The 19,115-nt window shown below is 58.9% G+C and carries 21 protein-coding genes, 1 other RNA gene and 1 riboswitch; of the genes, 12 read left to right on the top strand and 10 right to left on the bottom strand.

Annotated elements, in window-relative coordinates; translation table 11 throughout:
- Positions 1–58 precede the first annotated feature (58 nt).
- Positions 59–571 carry a c-type cytochrome gene (locus tag ACR0M3_RS17005; RefSeq protein WP_480538875.1) on the bottom strand — a complete coding sequence of 171 codons (513 nt, stop codon included), beginning with the start codon at positions 569–571 and terminating at the stop codon, positions 59–61.
- A gap of 120 nt (positions 572–691) precedes the next feature.
- Between ACR0M3_RS17005 and ACR0M3_RS17000 the strand changes: the two genes are divergently transcribed.
- Entirely contained in the window at positions 692–1,525 is an 834-nt protein-coding gene (locus ACR0M3_RS17000; protein ID WP_267363539.1) for a prephenate dehydratase, read from the top strand.
- A 120-nt stretch (positions 1,526–1,645) separates the two neighbouring features.
- On the opposite strand, the gene ACR0M3_RS16995 is transcribed toward ACR0M3_RS17000, so the two are convergent.
- The 3 genes from ACR0M3_RS16995 to nudC are packed head-to-tail and all read right to left on the bottom strand — an operon-like array spanning position 1,646 to position 3,640.
- Positions 1,646–2,161 carry an N-acetyltransferase family protein gene (locus tag ACR0M3_RS16995; protein WP_480911825.1) on the bottom strand — a complete coding sequence of 172 codons (516 nt, stop codon included), beginning with the start codon at positions 2,159–2,161 and terminating at the stop codon, positions 1,646–1,648.
- Positions 2,151–2,618 carry an SRPBCC family protein gene (locus ACR0M3_RS16990; protein ID WP_267363541.1) on the bottom strand — a complete coding sequence of 156 codons (468 nt, stop codon included), beginning with the start codon at positions 2,616–2,618 and terminating at the stop codon, positions 2,151–2,153. The genes ACR0M3_RS16995 and ACR0M3_RS16990 overlap by 11 nt, the downstream gene beginning before the upstream one ends.
- 38 nt (positions 2,619–2,656) lie before the next feature.
- Positions 2,657–3,640 (bottom strand): NAD(+) diphosphatase, encoded by a 984-nt coding sequence (gene nudC, locus ACR0M3_RS16985; protein WP_480588751.1) that lies wholly within the window; start codon positions 3,638–3,640, stop codon positions 2,657–2,659.
- Between the two features lie 183 nt (positions 3,641–3,823).
- On the opposite strand from nudC, the gene ACR0M3_RS16980 reads away from it, so the two are divergent.
- The 3 genes from ACR0M3_RS16980 (at position 3,824) to rsgA (ending at position 7,017) form a co-directional block, all read left to right on the top strand.
- Complete coding sequence (locus ACR0M3_RS16980) at positions 3,824–5,692, top strand: bifunctional 2',3'-cyclic-nucleotide 2'-phosphodiesterase/3'-nucleotidase (protein WP_480911822.1); 1,869 nt, start codon at positions 3,824–3,826, stop codon at positions 5,690–5,692.
- A 39-nt stretch (positions 5,693–5,731) separates the two neighbouring features.
- Positions 5,732–5,830, top strand: an RNA gene (gene ffs, locus ACR0M3_RS16975) — signal recognition particle sRNA small type.
- 158 nt (positions 5,831–5,988) lie between these two features.
- Positions 5,989–7,017, top strand: coding sequence for a ribosome small subunit-dependent GTPase A (gene rsgA, locus ACR0M3_RS16970; protein ID WP_480911819.1), 1,029 nt, complete (start codon positions 5,989–5,991; stop codon positions 7,015–7,017).
- A gap of 35 nt (positions 7,018–7,052) precedes the next feature.
- Here rsgA and ACR0M3_RS16965 read toward each other — a convergent pair whose 3' ends face one another.
- Positions 7,053–7,910, bottom strand: a complete 858-nt coding sequence (locus ACR0M3_RS16965) for an alpha/beta hydrolase family protein (RefSeq protein WP_480911817.1) — start codon at positions 7,908–7,910, stop codon at positions 7,053–7,055.
- Between the two features lie 133 nt (positions 7,911–8,043).
- Positions 8,044–8,262, top strand: a riboswitch (cobalamin riboswitch).
- Positions 8,263–8,352: 90 nt separating this feature from the next.
- Here ACR0M3_RS16965 and ACR0M3_RS16960 point away from each other — a divergent pair.
- On the top strand, positions 8,353–8,760 hold the full coding sequence (locus ACR0M3_RS16960) for a hypothetical protein (RefSeq protein ID WP_480484675.1): 408 nt from the start codon (positions 8,353–8,355) through the stop codon (positions 8,758–8,760).
- Here ACR0M3_RS16960 and ACR0M3_RS16955 read toward each other — a convergent pair.
- Positions 8,752–9,264, bottom strand: a complete 513-nt coding sequence (locus ACR0M3_RS16955) for a protein-tyrosine phosphatase family protein (protein ID WP_480488864.1) — start codon at positions 9,262–9,264, stop codon at positions 8,752–8,754. The genes ACR0M3_RS16960 and ACR0M3_RS16955 overlap by 9 nt on opposite strands.
- Positions 9,265–9,436: 172 nt before the next feature.
- Here ACR0M3_RS16955 and ACR0M3_RS16950 point away from each other — a divergent pair, with 172 nt between their 5' ends.
- The 3 genes from ACR0M3_RS16950 to recR all read left to right on the top strand — a co-directional run bounded on the left by ACR0M3_RS16950 (position 9,437) and on the right by recR (position 12,399).
- Positions 9,437–11,200, top strand: a complete 1,764-nt coding sequence (locus ACR0M3_RS16950) for a DNA polymerase III subunit gamma/tau (RefSeq protein ID WP_480900831.1) — start codon at positions 9,437–9,439, stop codon at positions 11,198–11,200.
- A gap of 190 nt (positions 11,201–11,390) precedes the next feature.
- The gene (locus ACR0M3_RS16945) at positions 11,391–11,744 is read left to right on the top strand and encodes a YbaB/EbfC family nucleoid-associated protein (protein ID WP_209507712.1); all 354 of its coding nucleotides are present in this window, start codon (positions 11,391–11,393) and stop codon (positions 11,742–11,744) included.
- A gap of 61 nt (positions 11,745–11,805) precedes the next feature.
- On the top strand, positions 11,806–12,399 hold the full coding sequence (gene recR / locus ACR0M3_RS16940; RefSeq protein ID WP_480588744.1) for a recombination mediator RecR: 594 nt from the start codon (positions 11,806–11,808) through the stop codon (positions 12,397–12,399).
- A gap of 59 nt (positions 12,400–12,458) precedes the next feature.
- Here recR and ACR0M3_RS16935 read toward each other — a convergent pair whose 3' ends face one another.
- Positions 12,459–13,307 (bottom strand): class I SAM-dependent methyltransferase, encoded by an 849-nt coding sequence (locus tag ACR0M3_RS16935; RefSeq protein ID WP_480623704.1) that lies wholly within the window; start codon positions 13,305–13,307, stop codon positions 12,459–12,461.
- Between the two features lie 170 nt (positions 13,308–13,477).
- On the opposite strand from ACR0M3_RS16935, the gene ACR0M3_RS16930 reads away from it, so the two are divergent.
- Positions 13,478–13,966, top strand: a complete 489-nt coding sequence (locus tag ACR0M3_RS16930) for a hypothetical protein (RefSeq protein ID WP_480555816.1) — start codon at positions 13,478–13,480, stop codon at positions 13,964–13,966.
- On the opposite strand, the gene ACR0M3_RS16925 is transcribed toward ACR0M3_RS16930, so the two are convergent.
- Complete coding sequence (locus tag ACR0M3_RS16925; protein ID WP_480488860.1) at positions 13,963–14,592, bottom strand: ribonuclease T2 family protein; 630 nt, start codon at positions 14,590–14,592, stop codon at positions 13,963–13,965. The two genes, ACR0M3_RS16930 and ACR0M3_RS16925, sit on opposite strands and share 4 nt — an antisense overlap.
- A gap of 130 nt (positions 14,593–14,722) precedes the next feature.
- On the opposite strand from ACR0M3_RS16925, the gene ACR0M3_RS16920 reads away from it, so the two are divergent.
- Both ACR0M3_RS16920 and ACR0M3_RS16915 read left to right on the top strand, forming a co-directional pair.
- On the top strand, positions 14,723–15,484 hold the full coding sequence (locus tag ACR0M3_RS16920; RefSeq protein ID WP_480547361.1) for a DUF1013 domain-containing protein: 762 nt from the start codon (positions 14,723–14,725) through the stop codon (positions 15,482–15,484).
- 51 nt (positions 15,485–15,535) lie between these two features.
- The gene (locus tag ACR0M3_RS16915) at positions 15,536–15,925 is read left to right on the top strand and encodes a hypothetical protein (protein ID WP_267363610.1); all 390 of its coding nucleotides are present in this window, start codon (positions 15,536–15,538) and stop codon (positions 15,923–15,925) included.
- 56 nt (positions 15,926–15,981) lie between these two features.
- Here the strand turns inward: ACR0M3_RS16915 and ACR0M3_RS16910 are convergent, their stop codons facing one another.
- Both ACR0M3_RS16910 and ACR0M3_RS16905 read right to left on the bottom strand, forming a co-directional pair.
- Entirely contained in the window at positions 15,982–17,013 is a 1,032-nt protein-coding gene (locus ACR0M3_RS16910) for a permease (protein ID WP_480774309.1), read from the bottom strand.
- On the bottom strand, positions 17,006–17,314 hold the full coding sequence (locus tag ACR0M3_RS16905; protein ID WP_209507696.1) for an ArsR/SmtB family transcription factor: 309 nt from the start codon (positions 17,312–17,314) through the stop codon (positions 17,006–17,008). The genes ACR0M3_RS16910 and ACR0M3_RS16905 overlap by 8 nt, the downstream gene beginning before the upstream one ends.
- Before the next feature lie 133 nt (positions 17,315–17,447).
- Between ACR0M3_RS16905 and pdxR the strand changes: the two genes are divergently transcribed.
- Positions 17,448–18,908, top strand: a complete 1,461-nt coding sequence (gene pdxR, locus ACR0M3_RS16900) for a MocR-like pyridoxine biosynthesis transcription factor PdxR (protein ID WP_267363605.1) — start codon at positions 17,448–17,450, stop codon at positions 18,906–18,908.
- The last annotated feature ends 207 nt before the right edge of the window (positions 18,909–19,115 follow it).

Genomic DNA, 19,115 nt, shown 5'->3' with positions numbered 1-19,115 from the left:
GACAAAAAAGCCGCTGCGTTGCGGCAGCGGCTTTGAATGGTTCTGATCGGTCAGGCAATCAGTTGCCGATTGTCTGCAGATAGGCAATCACGTCGGCGCGATCCTGCGGCTTTTTCAGGCCGGCAAAGCTCATCGATGTGCCCGAGATATAGCCGCCGGGCTTGGTCAGGAAGGCATCCAGCGCTTCGGGTGTCCAGTTGCCGCCATGCGCCTGCATACCGGCCGAGTAACCGGTGAAGCCGTTGGCCGAGGCGACGGGGCGATTAACCACACCGTACAGGTAAGGGCCGGTGCCGTTTGCGCCGTCTTCCAGCTTGTGGCACGCGGTGCATTTGCGGAACACTTTTGCGCCGCTCTCGACGTCTGCGGCGGCCAGCAGGTCTTCAAAGACCACTTCTTCACCGTCGGCGCTTTCGCCTGAGCTTTCGGTTTCGATAATGTAGGCGGCCTCAGCCGAGCCATGGCCACCGGAAGAATAGAGGACATCCGCCCCCCACTTGGCCAGAAGCAGCACCAGGAATGTGCCGAACAGGCCTGCGGCGGCCTTGGTTACTGTCATCGTGTCGAACATTGATCGCGAGTCCATTTCAGCTGTCTGGGCAGCTGTCTAAGGCTTCCCCTTGCGAGAGGCAAGGTATAGACACCGCGACGAAACGACCAAATCGCGAACTTGTTGCATGGAATCGACCAAATGACCAATCGCATTGCTTTTCAGGGGGAACCCGGCGCCTACAGTCACGAGGCCTGCCGCAACGCTCGGCCAGATATGGAAGCCCTGCCCTGCCGCACTTTCGAGGATGTGATCGAATCGGTCCGCTCGGGTGCTGCGGATCTGGCAATGCTTCCGGTCGAGAACACGACCTATGGGCGGGTGGCCGATATTCACCGGCTGTTACCCCACAGCGGGCTGCATATCATCGATGAGGCCTTTGTCCGGGTTCATATCAACCTTCTTGCCGTGCCGGGTGCAAAACTGGAAGACATAACCGAGGCGCATTCGCATCTGGTACTGCTGCCGCAATGTGCGGGTTTCCTGAAGGAACACGGCATTCGCGGCCGCGTCAGCCCCGATAACGCCCGCGCCGCCCGCGAAGTGGCCGAAGAAGGCAATCCGCATTCAGCCGCGCTGGCCAGCGAGCTGGCCGGTGAGATTTATAACCTGAACGTTCTGGCCCGCCATATCGAGGATAATGACGACAACACGACCCGCTTTCTTGTCATGTCGCGCGAAACGGATTTGTCCCGCCGGGGCGATCACGGGATGATCACCAGCTTTGTGTTTCAGGTGCGCAACATCCCTGCCGCGCTTTACAAAGCGATGGGCGGCTTTGCCACCAACGGGATCAACATGACCAAGCTGGAAAGCTATATGGTCGACGGCTCCTTCACTGCGACGCAGTTTTACGCGGATATTGTCGGGCATCCCGAAGACCGCAACGTGCAGCTGGCCATGGACGAGCTTGAGCATTTCACGACAAATGTCGAGGTTCTGGGCGTCTATCCGGCAGCACATCCGCGTGGATAATCACGGTTCGCGACGGCATTCCTTTGGGTTTGTTTCGTTGTTGCCCGTTTTTTCGAAGCTGTTTGGCAATGCCGGTGGCCCGTTCACTCTTCGCGCCGCTACGCCTGGAATGGTCGCTCTCTAGCGGTTAATCCGGTAGACCTTTGACACAGACCCATCTTGTGTGCGGTACGTCCGGAAACCCATGGCTTCGTAATAGGCCAGACCTTCGGTATTGCCTGCACCAATTGTTGCATCAATAGCAGGGAGACCATGCGCAAGGGCCGCGTCCAGAGTGTGCGCGAAAAGTGCACGCCCGATCCCAAGCCGGGCGGCTGATGGTCGGATATGGGTTCCAATCACGCCCCACCCCACTGACACGCCGTAGGGGTTGTTTTCGACCGCATATTTCAGGGATTGGAACCCAAGCACGTGACCATTCGGGTCCGTGGCGATTGTACACCGCAATTGATCCGGGTGGCGAATATAGTGCCTTAAGGCAAAATCGACATCGTGGGCTTTGCGCCGCTTGCCAGCCAAGACCAGATCGTGAAGGACGCCAGCGATCCCTTCGGCATCGCATTCGGATGCAAACTTGAAACTCAGGTGATCCGACCCCCTCGCACCTGGTGCGCGATCTTGTGTCTTACCCGCCATGCAGGTGCCTCTGCTCCAACTCGCGCGCGAATTCGCTGAGACGCACCTGGAACTGCTTGCGAAATCTGGATTGCCCCAGTTTCATGGATTGCAACAGCAACCGTGCCGGAAGGGACTTGGCGGCGAGTGACATTTCAACGCTCAGGCGCGTCCGGCGCGGGGACAGGGCCAGAAAATCCACGGTCGTGAACCCGGTGATACCCTTGCTGGCAGCGTCAAATCGCATTTGCGAAGGCCTGTCAAAATCCGTCATCACCACCGACATCTGACGCGGCTTTCCGCGCAGTTTGAACTCCGTATTCCACTCGGTTCCGGCAGTCACCGCCGCGCCACCGCCCAAACGGCGCACATCGATGCCACGGCGCATTGCCATACGCTCGAATCGTTCGAAATCCGACACCATGTCGAACACTGATTGGATGGGGGCCTCGATATCTTCGCGCGCTGAAAACTGCATAACGACCTTTGCTGTTTTATTGCTGAGCCAATGTTCCCTCAGTCCAGAGTATCTGCAAGCCAGTTCTGAAGCAGAAAATGAGCGATTGCCCCTTTGCGCGCTGGCAATAGCCTAGGATGATCACCGGCAAAGGCCTGCATCATTTCAGATTTGCTGACCCACATCGCCTCTTCTATCTCGACCGGGTCGATCACGATGTCGCGTGACAGCGCCTCACCCGCACATCCAAACATCAATGAGGCCGGGAACGGCCAGGGCTGGCTGGACAGGTACGAAACCGCACCCACCGGCACGCCCGCCTCTTCCATCACTTCGCGGCGCACTGCTGCCTCAAGCGTTTCGCCGGGCTCAACAAATCCCGCCAGCAAAGAGAACATCCCGTCAGGCCAGCCCGGAGACCGGCCCATCAGCACGCTGTCACCATGCGTGATCAACATGATCACAACCGGATCGGTGCGCGGAAAGTGTTGCCCGCCACAGGACAGGCAACTGCGCTGCCATCCCCCTTGCGACACCTCGCTGGCGGCACCGCATCGGGCGCAATAGCGATGTGTTTCATGCCAGCCGATTATTGCCTTAGACGTGGCCGCCAGTTCCGCGTCGCGCGCCGACAGCCGTGTCATGATCCGGCGCAGTTCGGCAAACACGTGGCCTTGCGGTAAATCCGGGTGTTGTTGTTCGGACTTGTCCACGAAGGCGCCCAGACTGGTCAGATCCAGCCCCTCGGCTGTCCATGCGGAAATATCAACGGCAAACACGGGGGCGCTGTCGGCGCTCAGACCCAAAAACACCGGGGATTCAATGACGCCGCCGGGACCATTGCTGATCAGCGGATGCGTCATTGGGATCATGGCAAGCTGGTCCAGCCCCTCACCCTGTACCAGCAGTTTTCCACGCCACAGCAAGATACAGCGGGCGGCCGGGTTGTGCATCGCCTCGGTCAGCTTGTCCGCATCTCCGCGATACTGCGCCGCCCGGTCAAGGCCCGAACCGCCGAAGGTTACCTGCTCTGCGTTTTTCATTGGATTTCCTTTTGATCTTGCGCACAGGGCTGCCACGTCTCAGCCCGTGTTGCAATGGCTATTCAGGGATAGAAAATCCACCACCCTGCCGCTGAAAAGCCGCATGGTGGCCTCGGAAAAATCATCTAGAGTGAATTTTGATGGATTTAATCAATACACACATTCAATAGCAGAATACTCAAAGTGAAGATCCCCTCCTCGACGCAGGTACAGCCCATTGGTGACATTGGGAAAATTCGCATTCTGGCCACAACCGACCTGCATATGAACCTCACCGGTTTTGACTATTACACTGACACGCCAGACCAGACGGTTGGATTAACGCGCACTGCCAGCCTGATCCGCGCTGCCCGACAAGAGGCCAAGGACGCGCTGGTGCTGATGTTTGACAACGGGGATTCGTTGCAGGGAACCCCAATGGGCGATTGGGCGGCAAAGAGTGGCACTGCCCATCCGATGATGAAGGCGTTCGAAGCCCTGGATTATGACGCGATCGGGCTGGGCAACCATGATTTCGGGTTCGGGCTGGTGTCATTGGGCAACATCCTGACGCAAGCCCCCTGTCCGGTCGTTTGCAGCAACCTGTATCGCACGCGCGGCCCACAGCTCTGGCAGCGATACACCGTTCTGGACCGCACTGTATCTTTGAACGGTGAAGACATTCCCGTTCGCATCGGCATCTTCTCGGTTCTTCCGCCGCAAACGGCCTGTTGGGAGGCGCATAATCTGGATGACGATATCGTCGTCGAGGATATCCTGGTTGCGGCAAAGTCCCTGACGCAGACATTGCGCGACGAGGGGTGTGATATCATCGTGGCGCTTGCTCATTCCGGCCTTGGGGGCAACGAACCGGTGGCAGGGATGGAAAACGCCGTGATACCCTTGGCCGCGATCAAAGGCATCGATGCCATTGTGGCCGGGCACACTCACCTGACACTTCCAGGAGAGGGCCATGCCAATACCCCGATGGTCGATCACCTGACGGGGCTGGTACATGGAACACCCGTTGTCATGCCGGGATCAGCGGGCTCTTACCTGGGGGTTATCGATTTGGCCGTGACCGCCGGGCCGGACGGCAAAGTGCAAATCCGGGATTACCGCGTCGAACTGCGACCGGTTATCAGCAACGGCACAGCCGTCGGGGAAGACAGTGAAATTGCGGGCTTGTGTGAGGTGGCACATCGTATGACCCGTCAATCCGTTGCCGCACCGGTGGCACATATCCCGGATACATTGCACAGCTATTTCAGTTGCTGTGCGCCGGATCGCGGGCTGACCCTCGTAGCTGCGGCGCAAGCCGCCGCACTGCGCCCGTTTTTGCAGGGACCAGACCTGGCCGATCTGCCGATTTTGTCGGTTGTTTCGCCCGCCAAATCCGGCGGACGCTCAGGCCCGCGCCATTATACCGAGGTACCCGCCGGAGAAATATGTTTGCGCCATGTCGCGGATCTGCATGTGTTTCCCAACGAGTTGCGTGCAATCCGGATCAGCGGCGCGCATTTGCTGGACTGGTTGGAGATGTCGGCCAGCGTATTCAACCAGTTAAAGCCCGGTTCCGAACCCGAGCTGATCAACCCTGAACGGGCCGGATACAATTTCGACATCGTGTTTGGACTGTCTTATCAGATCGATCCCACGCGGCCGCCTCGTTACGATGCGCAGGGGAAAATAATCCGCCCCGACCAAAAGCGGATCAGCGATCTGACATATGCAGGCCGTCCCGTACGACCGGAGCAGATGTTCGTTATGGCGCTGAACAATTACCGCGCCAGCGGAGGCGGGCATTTTCCGCATGCGACAACGTCTGATCTGATCAGCCTGCCACCGCTGAGCATCAAGGACCTTGTGCAGGATTACCTGGCGCAGCACCTTCCGCCCGATCCAATCGCCACGCAGCCCTACCCGTTCTCGCTGATGCCGCAACGGGGCGTGACAACAATTCTTCGTACAGGTCCGGGTGCCCTGAAATATCTGGATGAGTTGCACAGGTTCGATCCCGTGTCGCTGGGCTCGGATGGCAGGGGATTTGAACGCATTCGCCTGACGCTCTGATGGGTTGTCTTTTCCCGATGCCTTCCCTATATCCGGACTCGAGAGGTTGGCGCGGGCGAGCGCCTCGCCAACCTGGTCAGGTCCGGAAGGAAGCAGCCACAACGAGCCCCGCTTGGGTCGATGTCCAACCTCTCACTTCGTGAACCACAGCCGCAGGAGGGCTTTATGATTGTAGTGAAAACCCTTCGGGCAGACTGGTTCTGATTCACCGGAATCACCGGACTGCCTGAACACACGACCTGCGGATGCGCGATTGCCATCCGTTGGCATTGCTGTTTCTGAAAACAGGCAGATAAATGTCTTATACGCTTTCGGACCTGGGATGGTCCTCTCACTTTGCCGCGCAACACGCGGCTTTTCCTTCTGACACGCCCTTTCGTATCGCATCGGTTCATCGGGACCGTCTGATCGGGCTGAGCCCGAATGGTGAAATCCCTTTGCTGACACCGGATAATCCGACCGGTTCATATGCCGTCGGGGATTGGGTTCTTGCGGACGCCGAATACCGCGTGCGCCACCTTCTGGACCGGCGCAGCCTGCTGCAACGCAGAGCTGCCGGTACAGGTGCCGCAACCCAACTGATTGCCGCCAATGTCGATGTTTTGTTCATCGTCAGCTCGTGCAATGCGGACTTCAACCTTCCCCGACTGGAACGTTATCTGGCGCTGGCGCATCAGGCCGGATGTTATCCGGTCGTTGTCCTGACGAAAGCTGACCAGTCGGATGACCCCGGCAGTTTCTCGGGACAAGTGCAATCTCTGGACCCTTTTCTGTCGGTGCTGGCGGTCAATGCGCTGGACCCGGCAGATGTCGAAAAGGTTCTGGCATGGTGCCCCAAAGGCCAGACCGGCGCGCTGGTCGGGTCGTCGGGCGTGGGTAAAACGACGCTCAGTAACGCCATGACGGATCAAAACCTCGCCACGTCTGGAATTCGCGAAGACGACGCGCGGGGCAGACACACGACAACGGTGCGCGCGTTGCACAGGATGGGTAACGGTGGCTGGCTGATCGACACGCCGGGAATGCGCGCATTGCGTTTGCTGGACGCTCAGGACGGGATCGACAACGTGTTCTCGGACATCACGGAGCTTGGCCAAAGCTGTCGCTTTTCGGATTGTCAGCACGAGACCGAGCCCGGCTGTGCCGTGCAGAACGCAATCGGCGAAGGCGTACTTGACCCGACCCGGCTGGACCGTTGGCGCAAGCTGCGGCGCGAAGATCAGCGAAACTCGGAAACCGTTGCCCAATCGCGGGCGCGGGACAAGGCGTTCGGCAAGATGGTGCGCGGTGTCATGCAGGACAAGAAGCTTCGCAAACGGCCATAACCGCAAGGTGTTAGGAAAACCTGCGTCGCGTCTGATCAGGCGATCAGGCGCGGCCAGACCGCTGCATTGCGACGGGCAAATGCTCCGATATGGCCTATTTCCGGCAGTCCGAATTCGGCAGGCTTCAGAAGGTGGCGTCTGGCCTCGGGGCCGTACAGATCGGCAAGGCGCCAAACTGCCTCGGGCGGAGCCATCTGGTCATCTTCGAAGGTGAACAGATCCACAGGTGTTCCAGAACTGCCCCAATGCGCATCAGGCAAATTCTGCCCGATCTCGGGAACGTAGCTAAGAGGAGCTGTACACCATTTGCGCCATTGCCAGTAGACCGAGGCGGGCAGGTCCGAACCAAACCCGATTGCTTTGCCGGGCAGATACCCAAGCGCCCGTACCATCAACGGTGCATGGCCATACCAGAACAGCCCTGCCAACCCCCGATAGGGCCATGGGTGATCTTTCAAAGTCACCAGCCCCGAACACACACCGATCATGCGGTCGATCTGGTCGATATCCGGCTGCACTGGCCCCAGCATCGCACCGACCGAATGGCCGATGGTCCACTGCTGCGCCTTAGGAAACCGCCTGCGCATCTCGGCCCGCGCCGCAGGCATATCGATCAACGCCCAATCCGCCATAGTTGCAGTTGCGTCTTTCAGGCGGCCGACCAAAGAAAGCCCGTAGTCCCGATAGTCATAGGTCAGGCAAGCTATCCCCCGCTCGGTAGCAAGCCATCGTGCGAAGTGTTGATAATAGTCACGCGGCACACCCGTGGCACTGTTCAGCACGATAACCGTGTCCGGCTCACCCACTGGCCGGTACAGCCGCGCCGACAAGGTCACAGACCCGGACGGAAAGCGGAAATCTTCGATCAACACTGTCTGTTCCGTATCCAACATGATCCCCGGCTTTCGCTGAAAAAATCGGTTTGCCTGCCTTCGATGCCGACGACACTAAGCCGGAAGGTAAACCGCATCCAGCATGACCAAACGTCCGGCCTAAAGATCGGCTTGACTCGGAACGCGATCAGGCGCTAGCGGTTGTGTGATGGTTTCCGGCCCCCACAAGAGGTCGGGATGAAAAGGGAACACGGTGCGGTTTGTCTGGTCACACAGATATCAACCAAGTCCGCGACTGCCCCCGCAACTGTAAGCGGTAAGTAATGCCGAAATACCACTGGCCCACGGGCTGGGAAGGTCGGCAGAGCAATGACCCGCAAGTCAGGAGACCTGCCATCGGAACTGAAACCGAAACTCGGGCGGGGTGTCCGGGCAGGTCCTGACAGCGAGATGCTGTCCCACCTGCCCCAATATCCAGCCCACCACGCGCGGAGGGCGCAGGATGATCTGGAAGACAAAGTCACACGAATACAGCGCAACTGTGTGCCAGCGGACGGGCAATACCTGCCCGGCTTTGGCGCGACTGGCCCGCTCGATTTCCGAAGCCATGGCGCAGGCGGTTTCGGCCACCAGCGAAGATTTCGAATTTGAAGGCAACAGCGCGCTGTCACATTGCGCGGAAGGGTGCATGGCAACGATCCGAGCGCGATCCGACAGCGTTCGCGTTTTCTGCGGGGCGCACCCTGATACGGCAATTCGGGACCTTGATGCCTATGCCGATTTGATCTTCGGACCTACATTCAGCACGCTGCCCTCGGGCATTGTCGCGAACCCGCCTTGCGCCATGATCGAGGTTTCAACGATCCGGCCCCGGAAAACCGGCTACGCACCCCAGCAGCTGTCAGCTTGATCCCACTTCCACCTGTGCCGGGGTGATCCGGGACGCCCAGGCCAGCTGCGCATCGGTTTCGACAGCGCAGGGGCGCACGGCCCGCAGGCGGTCCAGTGCGTCGCTGGCGCGTTCACCGCATTCAACCATCAGTCGCAGAACAATCATCCCGGATCTGCCGCACCCCCCACGGCAATGCACAAGAACCCGGCCACCGCCCGACAGCGCATGTCGGGCCGTGGCGCTGACCTCTGGCCAGGCCTTCTGAACCGCCTGCGTCGGTGCTCCAAAATCTTCGATCGGCAGGTGAACCCACCGGCTGGCACGGCTTTGGATGTCGCTGCCAAAGTGCTGCGCGCCATCCTGAAGCATTTCAACATCCGTCGTCATTGAAATCACAAGGCCCGGTTTCCAAGCCGCAATCATATCCAGATCGCCGACGTAATCCCCGCCACGCCCGGGCATTGAAGTAAGGGCAAGCGTTCCGCCTCCGACCTGCAGAGCAAAAATGACCAGCTGCGACATGAAGTGCGTCCTCCCCCAAGATACTCTTTAAGAAATGAGTCATTAAATCCGCTGGACCAGTTTAGTTGGAAACCAGCCCGTTTCTGAAACAAAAAATCATCGCGCCCCACAGTGGACGCGGACTGCCGCCGCCACTACGCTGTGCCGAAGCACCGAATCCGAGCGAGAAGACATGACAGACACGCCCAGCCCCGCCTATCAGGTTCTCGCCCGCAAATACCGCCCGGAAACCTTTGCCGACCTGGTGGGTCAAGATGCTATGGTGCGCACCCTAAAAAACGCCTTCGAGGCCGACCGGATTGCGCAGGCCTTTATCATGACCGGCATTCGCGGAACGGGAAAAACCACCACGGCGCGGATCATCGCCAAAGGCATGAACTGCATCGGGCCGGATGGAACCGGAGGGCCGACAACCGAGCCTTGCGGTCAGTGCGAGCATTGCGTCGCAATCATGGAAGGTCGCCATGTCGATGTGATGGAAATGGATGCGGCCAGCCGTACCGGCGTCAACGATATCCGCGAGATCATCGACAGTGTCCGCTATCGCGCCGCCAGTGCACGCTACAAGATCTACATCATCGACGAGGTTCACATGCTCTCGACCAGCGCATTCAACGCGCTGCTCAAGACGCTCGAGGAACCGCCCGCACATGTGAAATTCATCTTCGCGACCACCGAGATTCGCAAAGTGCCGGTCACGGTTCTGTCGCGGTGTCAGCGCTTTGACCTGCGCCGGATCGAGCCCGAAGACATGATCGGCCTGCTGCGCAAGATCGCCGGGGCGGAGAGCGCGCAGATCGCCGACGATGCGCTGGCGTTGATCACCCGCGCCGCAGAAGGATCGGCCCGCGACGCGACCTCACTGCTGGATCAGGCAATCTCGCACGGAGCCGGTGAGACGACGGCGGATCAGGTCCGTGCGATGCTGGGTCTGGCCGATCGTGGACGGGTTCTGGACCTGATGGACATGATCCTGCGTGGTGACGCGGCAGGGGCGCTCACTGAACTGAGCGGTCAATATGCGGAAGGTGCAGATCCTCTGGCCGTGCTGCGCGATCTGGCCGAAATCACGCATTGGGTGTCTGTCGTAAAGATCACACCTGACGCGGCCGAAGACCCGACAGTTTCCCCCGACGAACGCACACGGGGCCAGCACATGGCCGAGGCCTTGCCGATGCGGGTTCTGACCCGGATGTGGCAAATGCTGCTGAAGGCGCTGGAGGAAGTCTCTGCCGCGCCCAACGCGATGATGGCCGCCGAAATGGCTGTTATCCGACTGACGCATGTCGCCGATTTGCCCAGCCCCGAAGAGCTGATCAAACGGCTGCAAGACGTCCCACCTTCGCCTCCCGGCGGGCCGGGCGGGGGCATGTCACTGTCCCGGCAGGCCACTGTGGCAACGCAATCCAACGCGACCCCGCCGCCTGCCTATACATCGCCCCCGCGCGGCGCGGGTGGCGCACCGGTTGCCGCGCTGGCGCAGGATGCACAGACGGCCCTGGCCCGCTATCCAACCTTCGGGCATGTGGTGGAACTGATCCGCACAAACCGCGATGTGAAACTGCTTGTCGAGGTGGAAAGCGGCGTGCGCCTTGTGTCGTACCAGCCTGGCCGGATCGAATTCACCCAGACACCTCAGGCACCGTCGGATCTGGCGTCGCGATTGGGCTCTGCCCTGCAACGCTGGACCGGCAATCGGTGGGCCGTCTCCATTGTCTCGGACGGGGATGCCGCGACCATCGCGGAAGTGCGGGACCGGGCCGAACTGGCCCTGAAAGCCGAGGCCGAAGAACACCCGCTGGTTCAGGCCGTGCTGACGCAATTCCCCAAGGCAAAGATCATTCGGATCGAAACACCTGAACAGCGCGCCGCCAAGGTTGTGACCGAAGCCCTTCCCGAAGTCGAAGAGGAATGGGACCCGTTCGAAGAGGACTAGCCCCTGAGCCCGCGGGTCCAAGTTTCAAGAAACCGGCATACTCACGCCCCTCCACCATGCAACTGAGGGAGGGATTGCAGGCGCATAAATGATCGGTCCGCGACGCTCTGATCTGGACAGGCGGGAGACCTCTTGTGCCACCTGCCTGCGGTCCGTATTTAGAACCAAACAGAAACACAGGAGACGACTGATGCTGAAAGGACTCGGCGGGCTTGGCGGACTGGGCGACATGGCCAAGATGATGAAATCCGCACAAGACCTGCAAACCAAGATGACCGAAATGCAGGAAGAGCTGAACAACATGATGGTTGTCGGCGAATCCGGTGCAGGGCTGGTCAAGGCAACGGCCACAGCCAAGGGTGAACTCAAGGGGCTGGACATCGACCCGTCCATCTTCAACGGCGATGACAAGGAAGTGGTCGAAGACCTGATCCTGGCTGCCATCAAGGACGCTCAGGCCAAAGCCGCCGAACGTTCACAGGAAGAGATGGGCAAGCTGACCGAAAGCATGGGCCTGCCCAAAGACATCAAGCTACCGTTCTGAGCTTCATCTTTTCCCAAATACTCCCGCCGGAGGCTTCCTCCGGCGCAAAGCAGGACAGGCCATGGGCACGAACAGCGAAATCGACAATCTGATCGACCTGATGGCCAAACTGCCGGGGCTGGGCCCGCGCTCGGCCCGCCGCGCGGTGCTGCACCTGATCCGCAAACGCGCTCTGCTGCTGACGCCCCTGTCAGACGCCATGCAGCAAGTGGCCGTCACCGCCCGCGAATGCCTGAATTGCGGCAATGTGGGCACCACGGATATCTGTGACATATGCAATAGCGAGGCCCGAGCGACCGGCGAACTCTGCGTGGTCGAAGACGTCGCCGACCTCTGGGCGATGGAGCGGTCAGGGGTCTTCAAGGGCCGCTATCACGTGCTGGGTGGCACGCTGTCTGCACTGGACGGGGTCGGCCCGGACGAGCTGCGCATTCCCCGCCTCAGGGATCGGGTCCTGGCCGAAGGGATCACCGAAGTGATCCTTGCCCTGAACGCCACCGTCGACGGCCAGACCACCGCCCATTACATCGCGGATCAGCTGGAAGGCCAGGTGCGCCTGACCTCACTGGCGCAAGGCGTGCCCATCGGCGGAGAGTTGGATTATCTGGATGACGGGACGATCACGGCGGCGCTCAGGGCGCGTAAGGAATTGTAGACTGACGTGGGGTGTTACACCAGCTGTACGTGTCTGTCTCCTGGCTGTCTTTTGTAAGCTTATCCAGGGTTAACTGCTTCAAAAAAGTTTAACTTTGCGGGAATACCCACGCCCTCCGGCTTCTCGAATACCCTGAATTTTTCCATAACGGCTTCTTGTATTGCCGCGACATCCGCATCCGTTCCACAATACTTTTTTAGAATTCGCGCTGCTGGTCCTATGTTGGAAGCCAAGTCAGCAACTTTTTTGAGCGGTCCTTGATGTTTTAGTGTGATCGCCGAAACTTCTCCTGTCACATTTCTGAATCCTGCTTTTTTCAACACATCGACAACGTAATCGATATCCTGAAAACCCAGCGGTCCCGGTGCGTTGGGATCAGCAGGATCAGGTGGACCCAAACGTGAAACTGCCGCTTTGCACGGAGCATCGAACCAAGGGTTTATTGCCATTGGAGCCCAAGCCGCTACAATCAAACGCCCCCGCGCCCGCATGTGCTTTCGTATATTGGCAAACGCAGCGTTCGGATCGGAAAAGAACATGACGCCAAAGCGCGAAATCACAAGATCAAATGGCGCGCTTGGGATCGCACCTTGTTGCGCGTCCATCAAAAAATACTTTGATTTTACAGTAAGTTTTCCAGCTTTCTTTTGAGCGTGCTCCAAGAGCGGTTTGGAAATATCCAGCGCCGTCAGTGTTCCATTTGGGGTCAGCTTTTTCGCAAAAGCACGGCTCGTGGCGCCGGTTCCGCAACCAACATCAAGTACATCCGCATCATGGATATCACCCGCTCGCCGGATGAGTTCTTGGTCCACCGCTTCAAAAACAGCGTCCAGTTCTTCTTCGAACCTGATCCACTGAAGTCCCGGAGCTGAACTCCAGTAATCCGCCTGCGCTTTGTTGGCAGTCATAGCGTTTCTCACATTCTTGAACGCAATCACTGTAGCATAGTTGCCGCGCAAAACTGTCGTACTTTGAGACTGCTGAAGCATCTGGACTAGGTTTCAGAGAATACTGTTTGCCTGAAACCGAGTTACAGTTAGATACAGCCAACCACATTTTTTAGTTGGGAGTGCTTAACTTGACCCGCCTTCTCGCCTTTACCTTCGCCGCCTTCACCGCAACCGCTGCCCTGTCGCAGGAACTGGTCGACAAGGGCTTCGTCGAAGGCTGGAACATTATGATGGACCCCGCGCTTGGGAACGGGTGCCTGATCCAGACGGTCTATCAGGACCTCTCGGTCGTGCGGCTGGGCTATGACGCGTTGGACAATCGCGGGTATTTTGCCGTTTACAACAAGGCCTGGGGCAATATTGAACAGGGGAAAAGCTATCCCATCCGGTTCGAACTGGACGGCAAGAGCTTTGACGCAACCGCTATCGGGTTCAATGAACGCAAAGTGCCCGGTGCGACGGTGTTTTTTACCGACCGGAATTTCGTCACCGCGATTGCCCAGAACAAGACGATGACGGTTTACAATCCCGCAGGCGAGGTGGTGATGGCGATTGATCTGAAAGGCACCGCCAAGGCGCTGGACTATGCGCGGGACTGCCAGAACAAAAAGCTTTAACGAATCGGATCGAACAGCGCGTCCTTGGCAGTGCAGTCGCGGATCACATCGCGGCCGCATGGCACCGGATCAAGGTCGCGCGACAGGCATAGGCGGACCTCTTCGATATAGCCCTGTTTGCAGGTGACCGTGATCATATCGCGCTCCAGCTCTGGATTGGCTTTCAAAAACGCATCCTCGACCACCGAAGCCGGCAGTTTGACGGATGCGTCCAGTTTGCGGAAGACCTGCGGGCGTTCGACAGCATCATAGGCACGCCGGGACAGGGCGAAATAGTCGGGCGCAGATAGCCCCGAACAGGTGCCGTGTTTCTTCCACTGATGCCATGCAAGGCCCGCACTACCCTGAATATCTTCCATTTCCCGCGTCATGCGGCGTGTTGGCGGCGCCTCGGGCGAGCGGCAGAAGGATGGCCAGCCCTGATGAAATTGCGGCCAGAGCCCGTGCAGGATCCATCCGTGGTCGTGCCGGTCGTCACATTGGTCTGACCCGCGCGCGTCCCCTTCACGGGCGCACCAATTGGGCGACCAGCTAAGCGACAGGACGTAATAGTCGAACTCACCTGCTTTTTCACCTTCGGCCAGCGCTGTCATCGCGCTGAAGACCCACAATACGACCCAGCGCATTCGCCTCTTCCCTTCTTGCTGCGTGGCGACTATATACGGGCCAAGTTCCCCGACAACGGAAACCTGCCCCAAGACCAAGGGGCCGCCGAATTCCGGCGACGGGAAAGATGTATGTATAGGAGACGGGCTGATGGCAAAACCGCTTATGGCCAAGGCAACCGCCGTATGGCTGGTGGACAACACCACGATCAGCTTTAAGCAGATCGCGGATTTCGTAGGAATGCACGAACTGGAAGTGCAGGGCATCGCCGATGGCGATGTGGCCGCAGGCGTAAAGGGCTTTGACCCGATCGCAAACAACCAGCTGACACAGGATGAGATCGACGCCGCGCAGAAAAACCCGCTGCACAAGCTGAAGCTCAAGTTCAATCCGGCGGCATCCGGCGAAGAAAAGCGCCGTGGCCCGCGGTATACCCCGCTGTCCAAGCGTCAGGACCGTCCGAACTCGATCCTGTGGCTGGTCAAGTTCCACCCCGAACTCAGCGACGGCCAGATCGCCAAGCTGGTTGGCACCACCAAGCCGACCATCCAGTCGATCCGCGAGCGCACGCACTGGAACATCTCAAACATGCAGCCGATCGACCCGGTTGCTTTGGGCCTGTGCAAACAGTCCGAACTGGATGCGATCGTGCAGAAGGCCGCTGCCAAGAAAGCAGCCGAAGGCGGCGTGATGAGCGATGACGAGCGTCGCAAGCTGGTTTCGACCGAGCAATCGCTGGAAATGGACGCTGCGCCGAAAATCCCGACCGCGATCGAAGGTCTGGAAACCTTCTCGCTGTCCGATGATCGGTCGGATGAAAAAGACGACGAGCCTATCATCGACGCCGACAGTTTCTTCAACCTGCCCAAAGGCGGGGCGGATGATGAAGACGAGGATGATCCTCGTCTGTAACAGACAATCAGCCCCGGTCGGAACGGCTGGGGCTTTTTTGACGGACTTGTCATGCTGAGCATTCTTTCTGCGATTTTCGGCCCGCACCGCGCCGTAACGATCTACGCCTTTCTCAGGACATGGGGGCTGGGTCTGGCGGGTGGTGTTGTCATGATCGCCATCGTCACCACCTTGTTTCTGCTGGGGGACGAAGGCGAACACGAACACGAGGCTTTCCTGATCGTACCGGTTCTGTCCGCAACCCCGGTGAACGGGGACTTGAAGAACGGCGTCGTAGCCTCGGTTCGCCTGCCCGATGGATCGGCCACGTCGATTACGTCGACCGAGTCGCAGATTTCACAAACCGTTGGAACGACGGCCTGCGTGGAAAAACGCATCTACGTCAAAAGCGGCGAAGCCCGGTATCGGTTCAAACTGCCCCGTCTCTGCGAATCCGGTTGATCGAAATTTCAGACAAAACAAGGCCGCCCGATGCTGACACCGGGCGGCTTTTTCGTTCATACCACCTGAAAGATGATGCCTGCGATTATTGCGCCCCCCACACCAAGGCTCAGGTAAGTCGCAAACACGCGCGGTTTGACCAATGACCAGACTGCGGCCATCGCCGGTATGGAACTGACGGCACCCGCAACCATGAACGACATCGCAGCCCCCGCGGTCATGCCCTGATCGATCAGACCCGCCAGCAGCGGCGGCGCGACGTAAGAGTTCAGATAGGCCGGCATCCCCACCAGCGCGGCAACGATGATCGGCAGCACGCCTTCTCCGCCAACGACGCCAGCGATCAGGTCCGCAGGCACATAGTTGACCAACAAAGCTTCGAGCACATAGGCCAGTGCCAGCCACTTCAGCAGGAACAGCCCGTTGTGTACGAACTCCGAACGAAACCGAACGCGACGCTCGGGCTCTTGCCAGAACTTCCAGACCGGCTTGTCATCCGCTTTCGGACCACATCCGCAACACCCGGCAGGTTTGTATTCGCGCAAGGGCTGGGCAAATGCCCCCTGCTGCATCAGTAACCGAACCGCGAACCCGCCGAACAGGCCAAGCGCAACGGCTGCAACCGCTTTACCGATGGCAAAGGGCCATCCCAGCGCAGCAGCCGTAATCAAAAGCGTCGGCGGGTCGATCAATGGCGAGCTGAGCCAGAACGCCATCACGGCCGACAGCGGCGCTCCGAGTGCAAGCAAGCCCGCAATAAAGGGAATGACTTCGCAAGAACAAAATGGTGCAAGTCCGCCGAACAGGGCGGCCAGAAAGATCATCCGGGTCTCGCGCCCTTCAAAGGCGCGCGCCACCATCACCTCGGCCCCGGTTGCCTTGAGATATGACAACAGAAGCACGGCAAACAGGATGTATTGTCCTGTATGCGCCAAGGCCCTGACTGCAAAACTCGCAACCTCGCGCATGTTGCCGGGGTCGAGAACGGCCACCGCCACAAGAATGGCGACAATCAATGCCCAGGGTGTCTTGATCATCTCAAGTGCACCTTTGGCGGTCAGCCGGGGCGATTGCGTCAATTCAGCCATCGTTGGCCGCCTTTCCAACCGCGTCAGCGCAGCATTCGCTAAGAATGAACTGCGCCAGCGTCTTCAATTCGTCATAACAGGCCCGGTTGATCGTGGTGCGACCGATCTTTTCCTGCTCGACCACACCTCCGGCTGCAAGAAACCGCAGGTGGTGCGCCAAAGTCGACGGGGCAATCCCCGTCCGGTTCTGGATTTCGCCAACGGTCAGACCGGCCTCACCAGCCCGCACTAGCGTCTTGAGGACTTTCAGCCGGGCTTCCGAACCCATGGCGGAAAATCCGGCAGCAGCAGTTTCCCACATGAGTTGCCTCCATTAAACTAGATTTCTAGTTTTGTAGTTTCACAAAGGACCCTGGTCAACCCACCTTGGGAAAATTTTCCATGACACTGTAAGTCCAGATTGCCCCTGCCTTAAGTCCAGCCTATAAGCAGGCATGGGGATATCGGTCGAAACATTCTTTCTTGAGCTCAACGGTCAGGGCACGTTGCAGGCCCAGATCCAGCAGATGATTGCCGAGGGCATTCTGTCCGGTCGCTTTCACGTGGGGGAAAAACTGCCATCCTCGCGAAAGCTGGCCGCACATCTGGGTGTCAGCCGCATCACGGTGACGCTTGCCTATACCGAGTTGCTGGCAAATGATTATCTGACGGCAAAGGGCCGGTCAGGATATTACGTCTCGCAAAACGCACCGGTTCCGCCCAAATACTCGCCCGTGCAGCGCGGCACGGAATCTGTCGACTGGGACAGGGCATTGGCGCGCCGCTTTCTGGACAGCGACGTCCTGCCGAAACCCAGCAATTGGCGCGAATACCGCTATCCGTTCATCTACGGTCAGGCCGACCGAACCCTGTTTGATCACGCCAACTGGAGATTATGCGCGGTTCGCGCATTGGGGCACAAAGACTTCGATTCGCTGACAGGGGATTACGTGGATCAGGATGATCCGTTGCTAATCGAATTCATCGCGCGCCACACCCTGCCGCGCCGTGGTATCGTCGCCCGCCCCGAAGAGATCTTGATCACCCTGGGCGCGCAGAACGCGCTTTGGCTGGCCTCACGCATCTTGCTGACACACAAACGCACGGCCGTAATCGAAGATCCCTGCTACTACGCGCTGCGAAGCCTTTTGAACCACTGGGACTGCGCTGTGACCCCCCTGAGCGTCGATCGCGACGGCTTGCCACCAGAAGCGATCCCCGACGAAGCAGATGTCATCTTTACCACCCCCAGCCATCAAAGCCCGACAACCGCGACGATGCCGATCGACCGCCGCAACAAGCTACTGGATCGGGCACGCGATCTGGATGCAATGGTTGTCGAGGACGACTATGAATTCGAAATGGCCTTTCGCAGCGCACCTTCACCTGCACTCAAGTCCATGGATCGGGATGGGCGCGTGATTTACGTCGGCAGTTTTTCCAAGTCGCTGTTTCCGGGATTGCGGCTTGGATACATGGTCGGATCCGAGCCTTTCATCCGCGAAGCACGTGCTCTTCGCTCGTTGGTCCTGCGCCACCCTCCGGGTCATATTCAGCGCACGGCAGCGTATTTTCTGTCATTGGGCCATTACGACGCGCAGATCCGACGTATGTCGAAAGCCCTGCAAGAGCGGCGCGATGCGATGGACAAAGCCATCGAAGAAAGCGGGCTCACAGTGGCTGGACGGGGCGTAATGGGCGGCTCATCAATGTGGATGTCGGCCCCCGAGCACGTCAACACAACGCAGCTTGCGCTAAAGCTGCAGAACCAGGGTGTTCATATCGAACCGGGTGCTCCGTTTTTCTCGGGGCCCGACAGGCCGCAGAACTTCTACCGCCTCGGGTACTCTTCAATTTCGACCAACCGCATAGGCCCCGGCGTCGAACTGATCGCGGATGCTATCCGGTCTGCCTGAGATCGCACTGGACATATTCCGCAGACGCGTCTGGCCCTAACGCAGGTCGCACCCTTACGCCAAAACCATATCAACCCCCGGGTCCCGGTGCCCGGTTTTCTCACTCTTGCTTGGAGAACACCCCTATGAAGATGACGACGGAAGAGGCCTTTGTTAAGGTTTTGCAGATGCATGGTATTGAACATGCGTTTGGGATCATTGGCTCTG

The organism is Ruegeria sp. O5 (assembly GCF_056535105.1).
The sequence above is the reverse complement of the archived record's forward strand: the minus strand, read 5'-3'. Positions and strand labels throughout refer to the sequence as shown.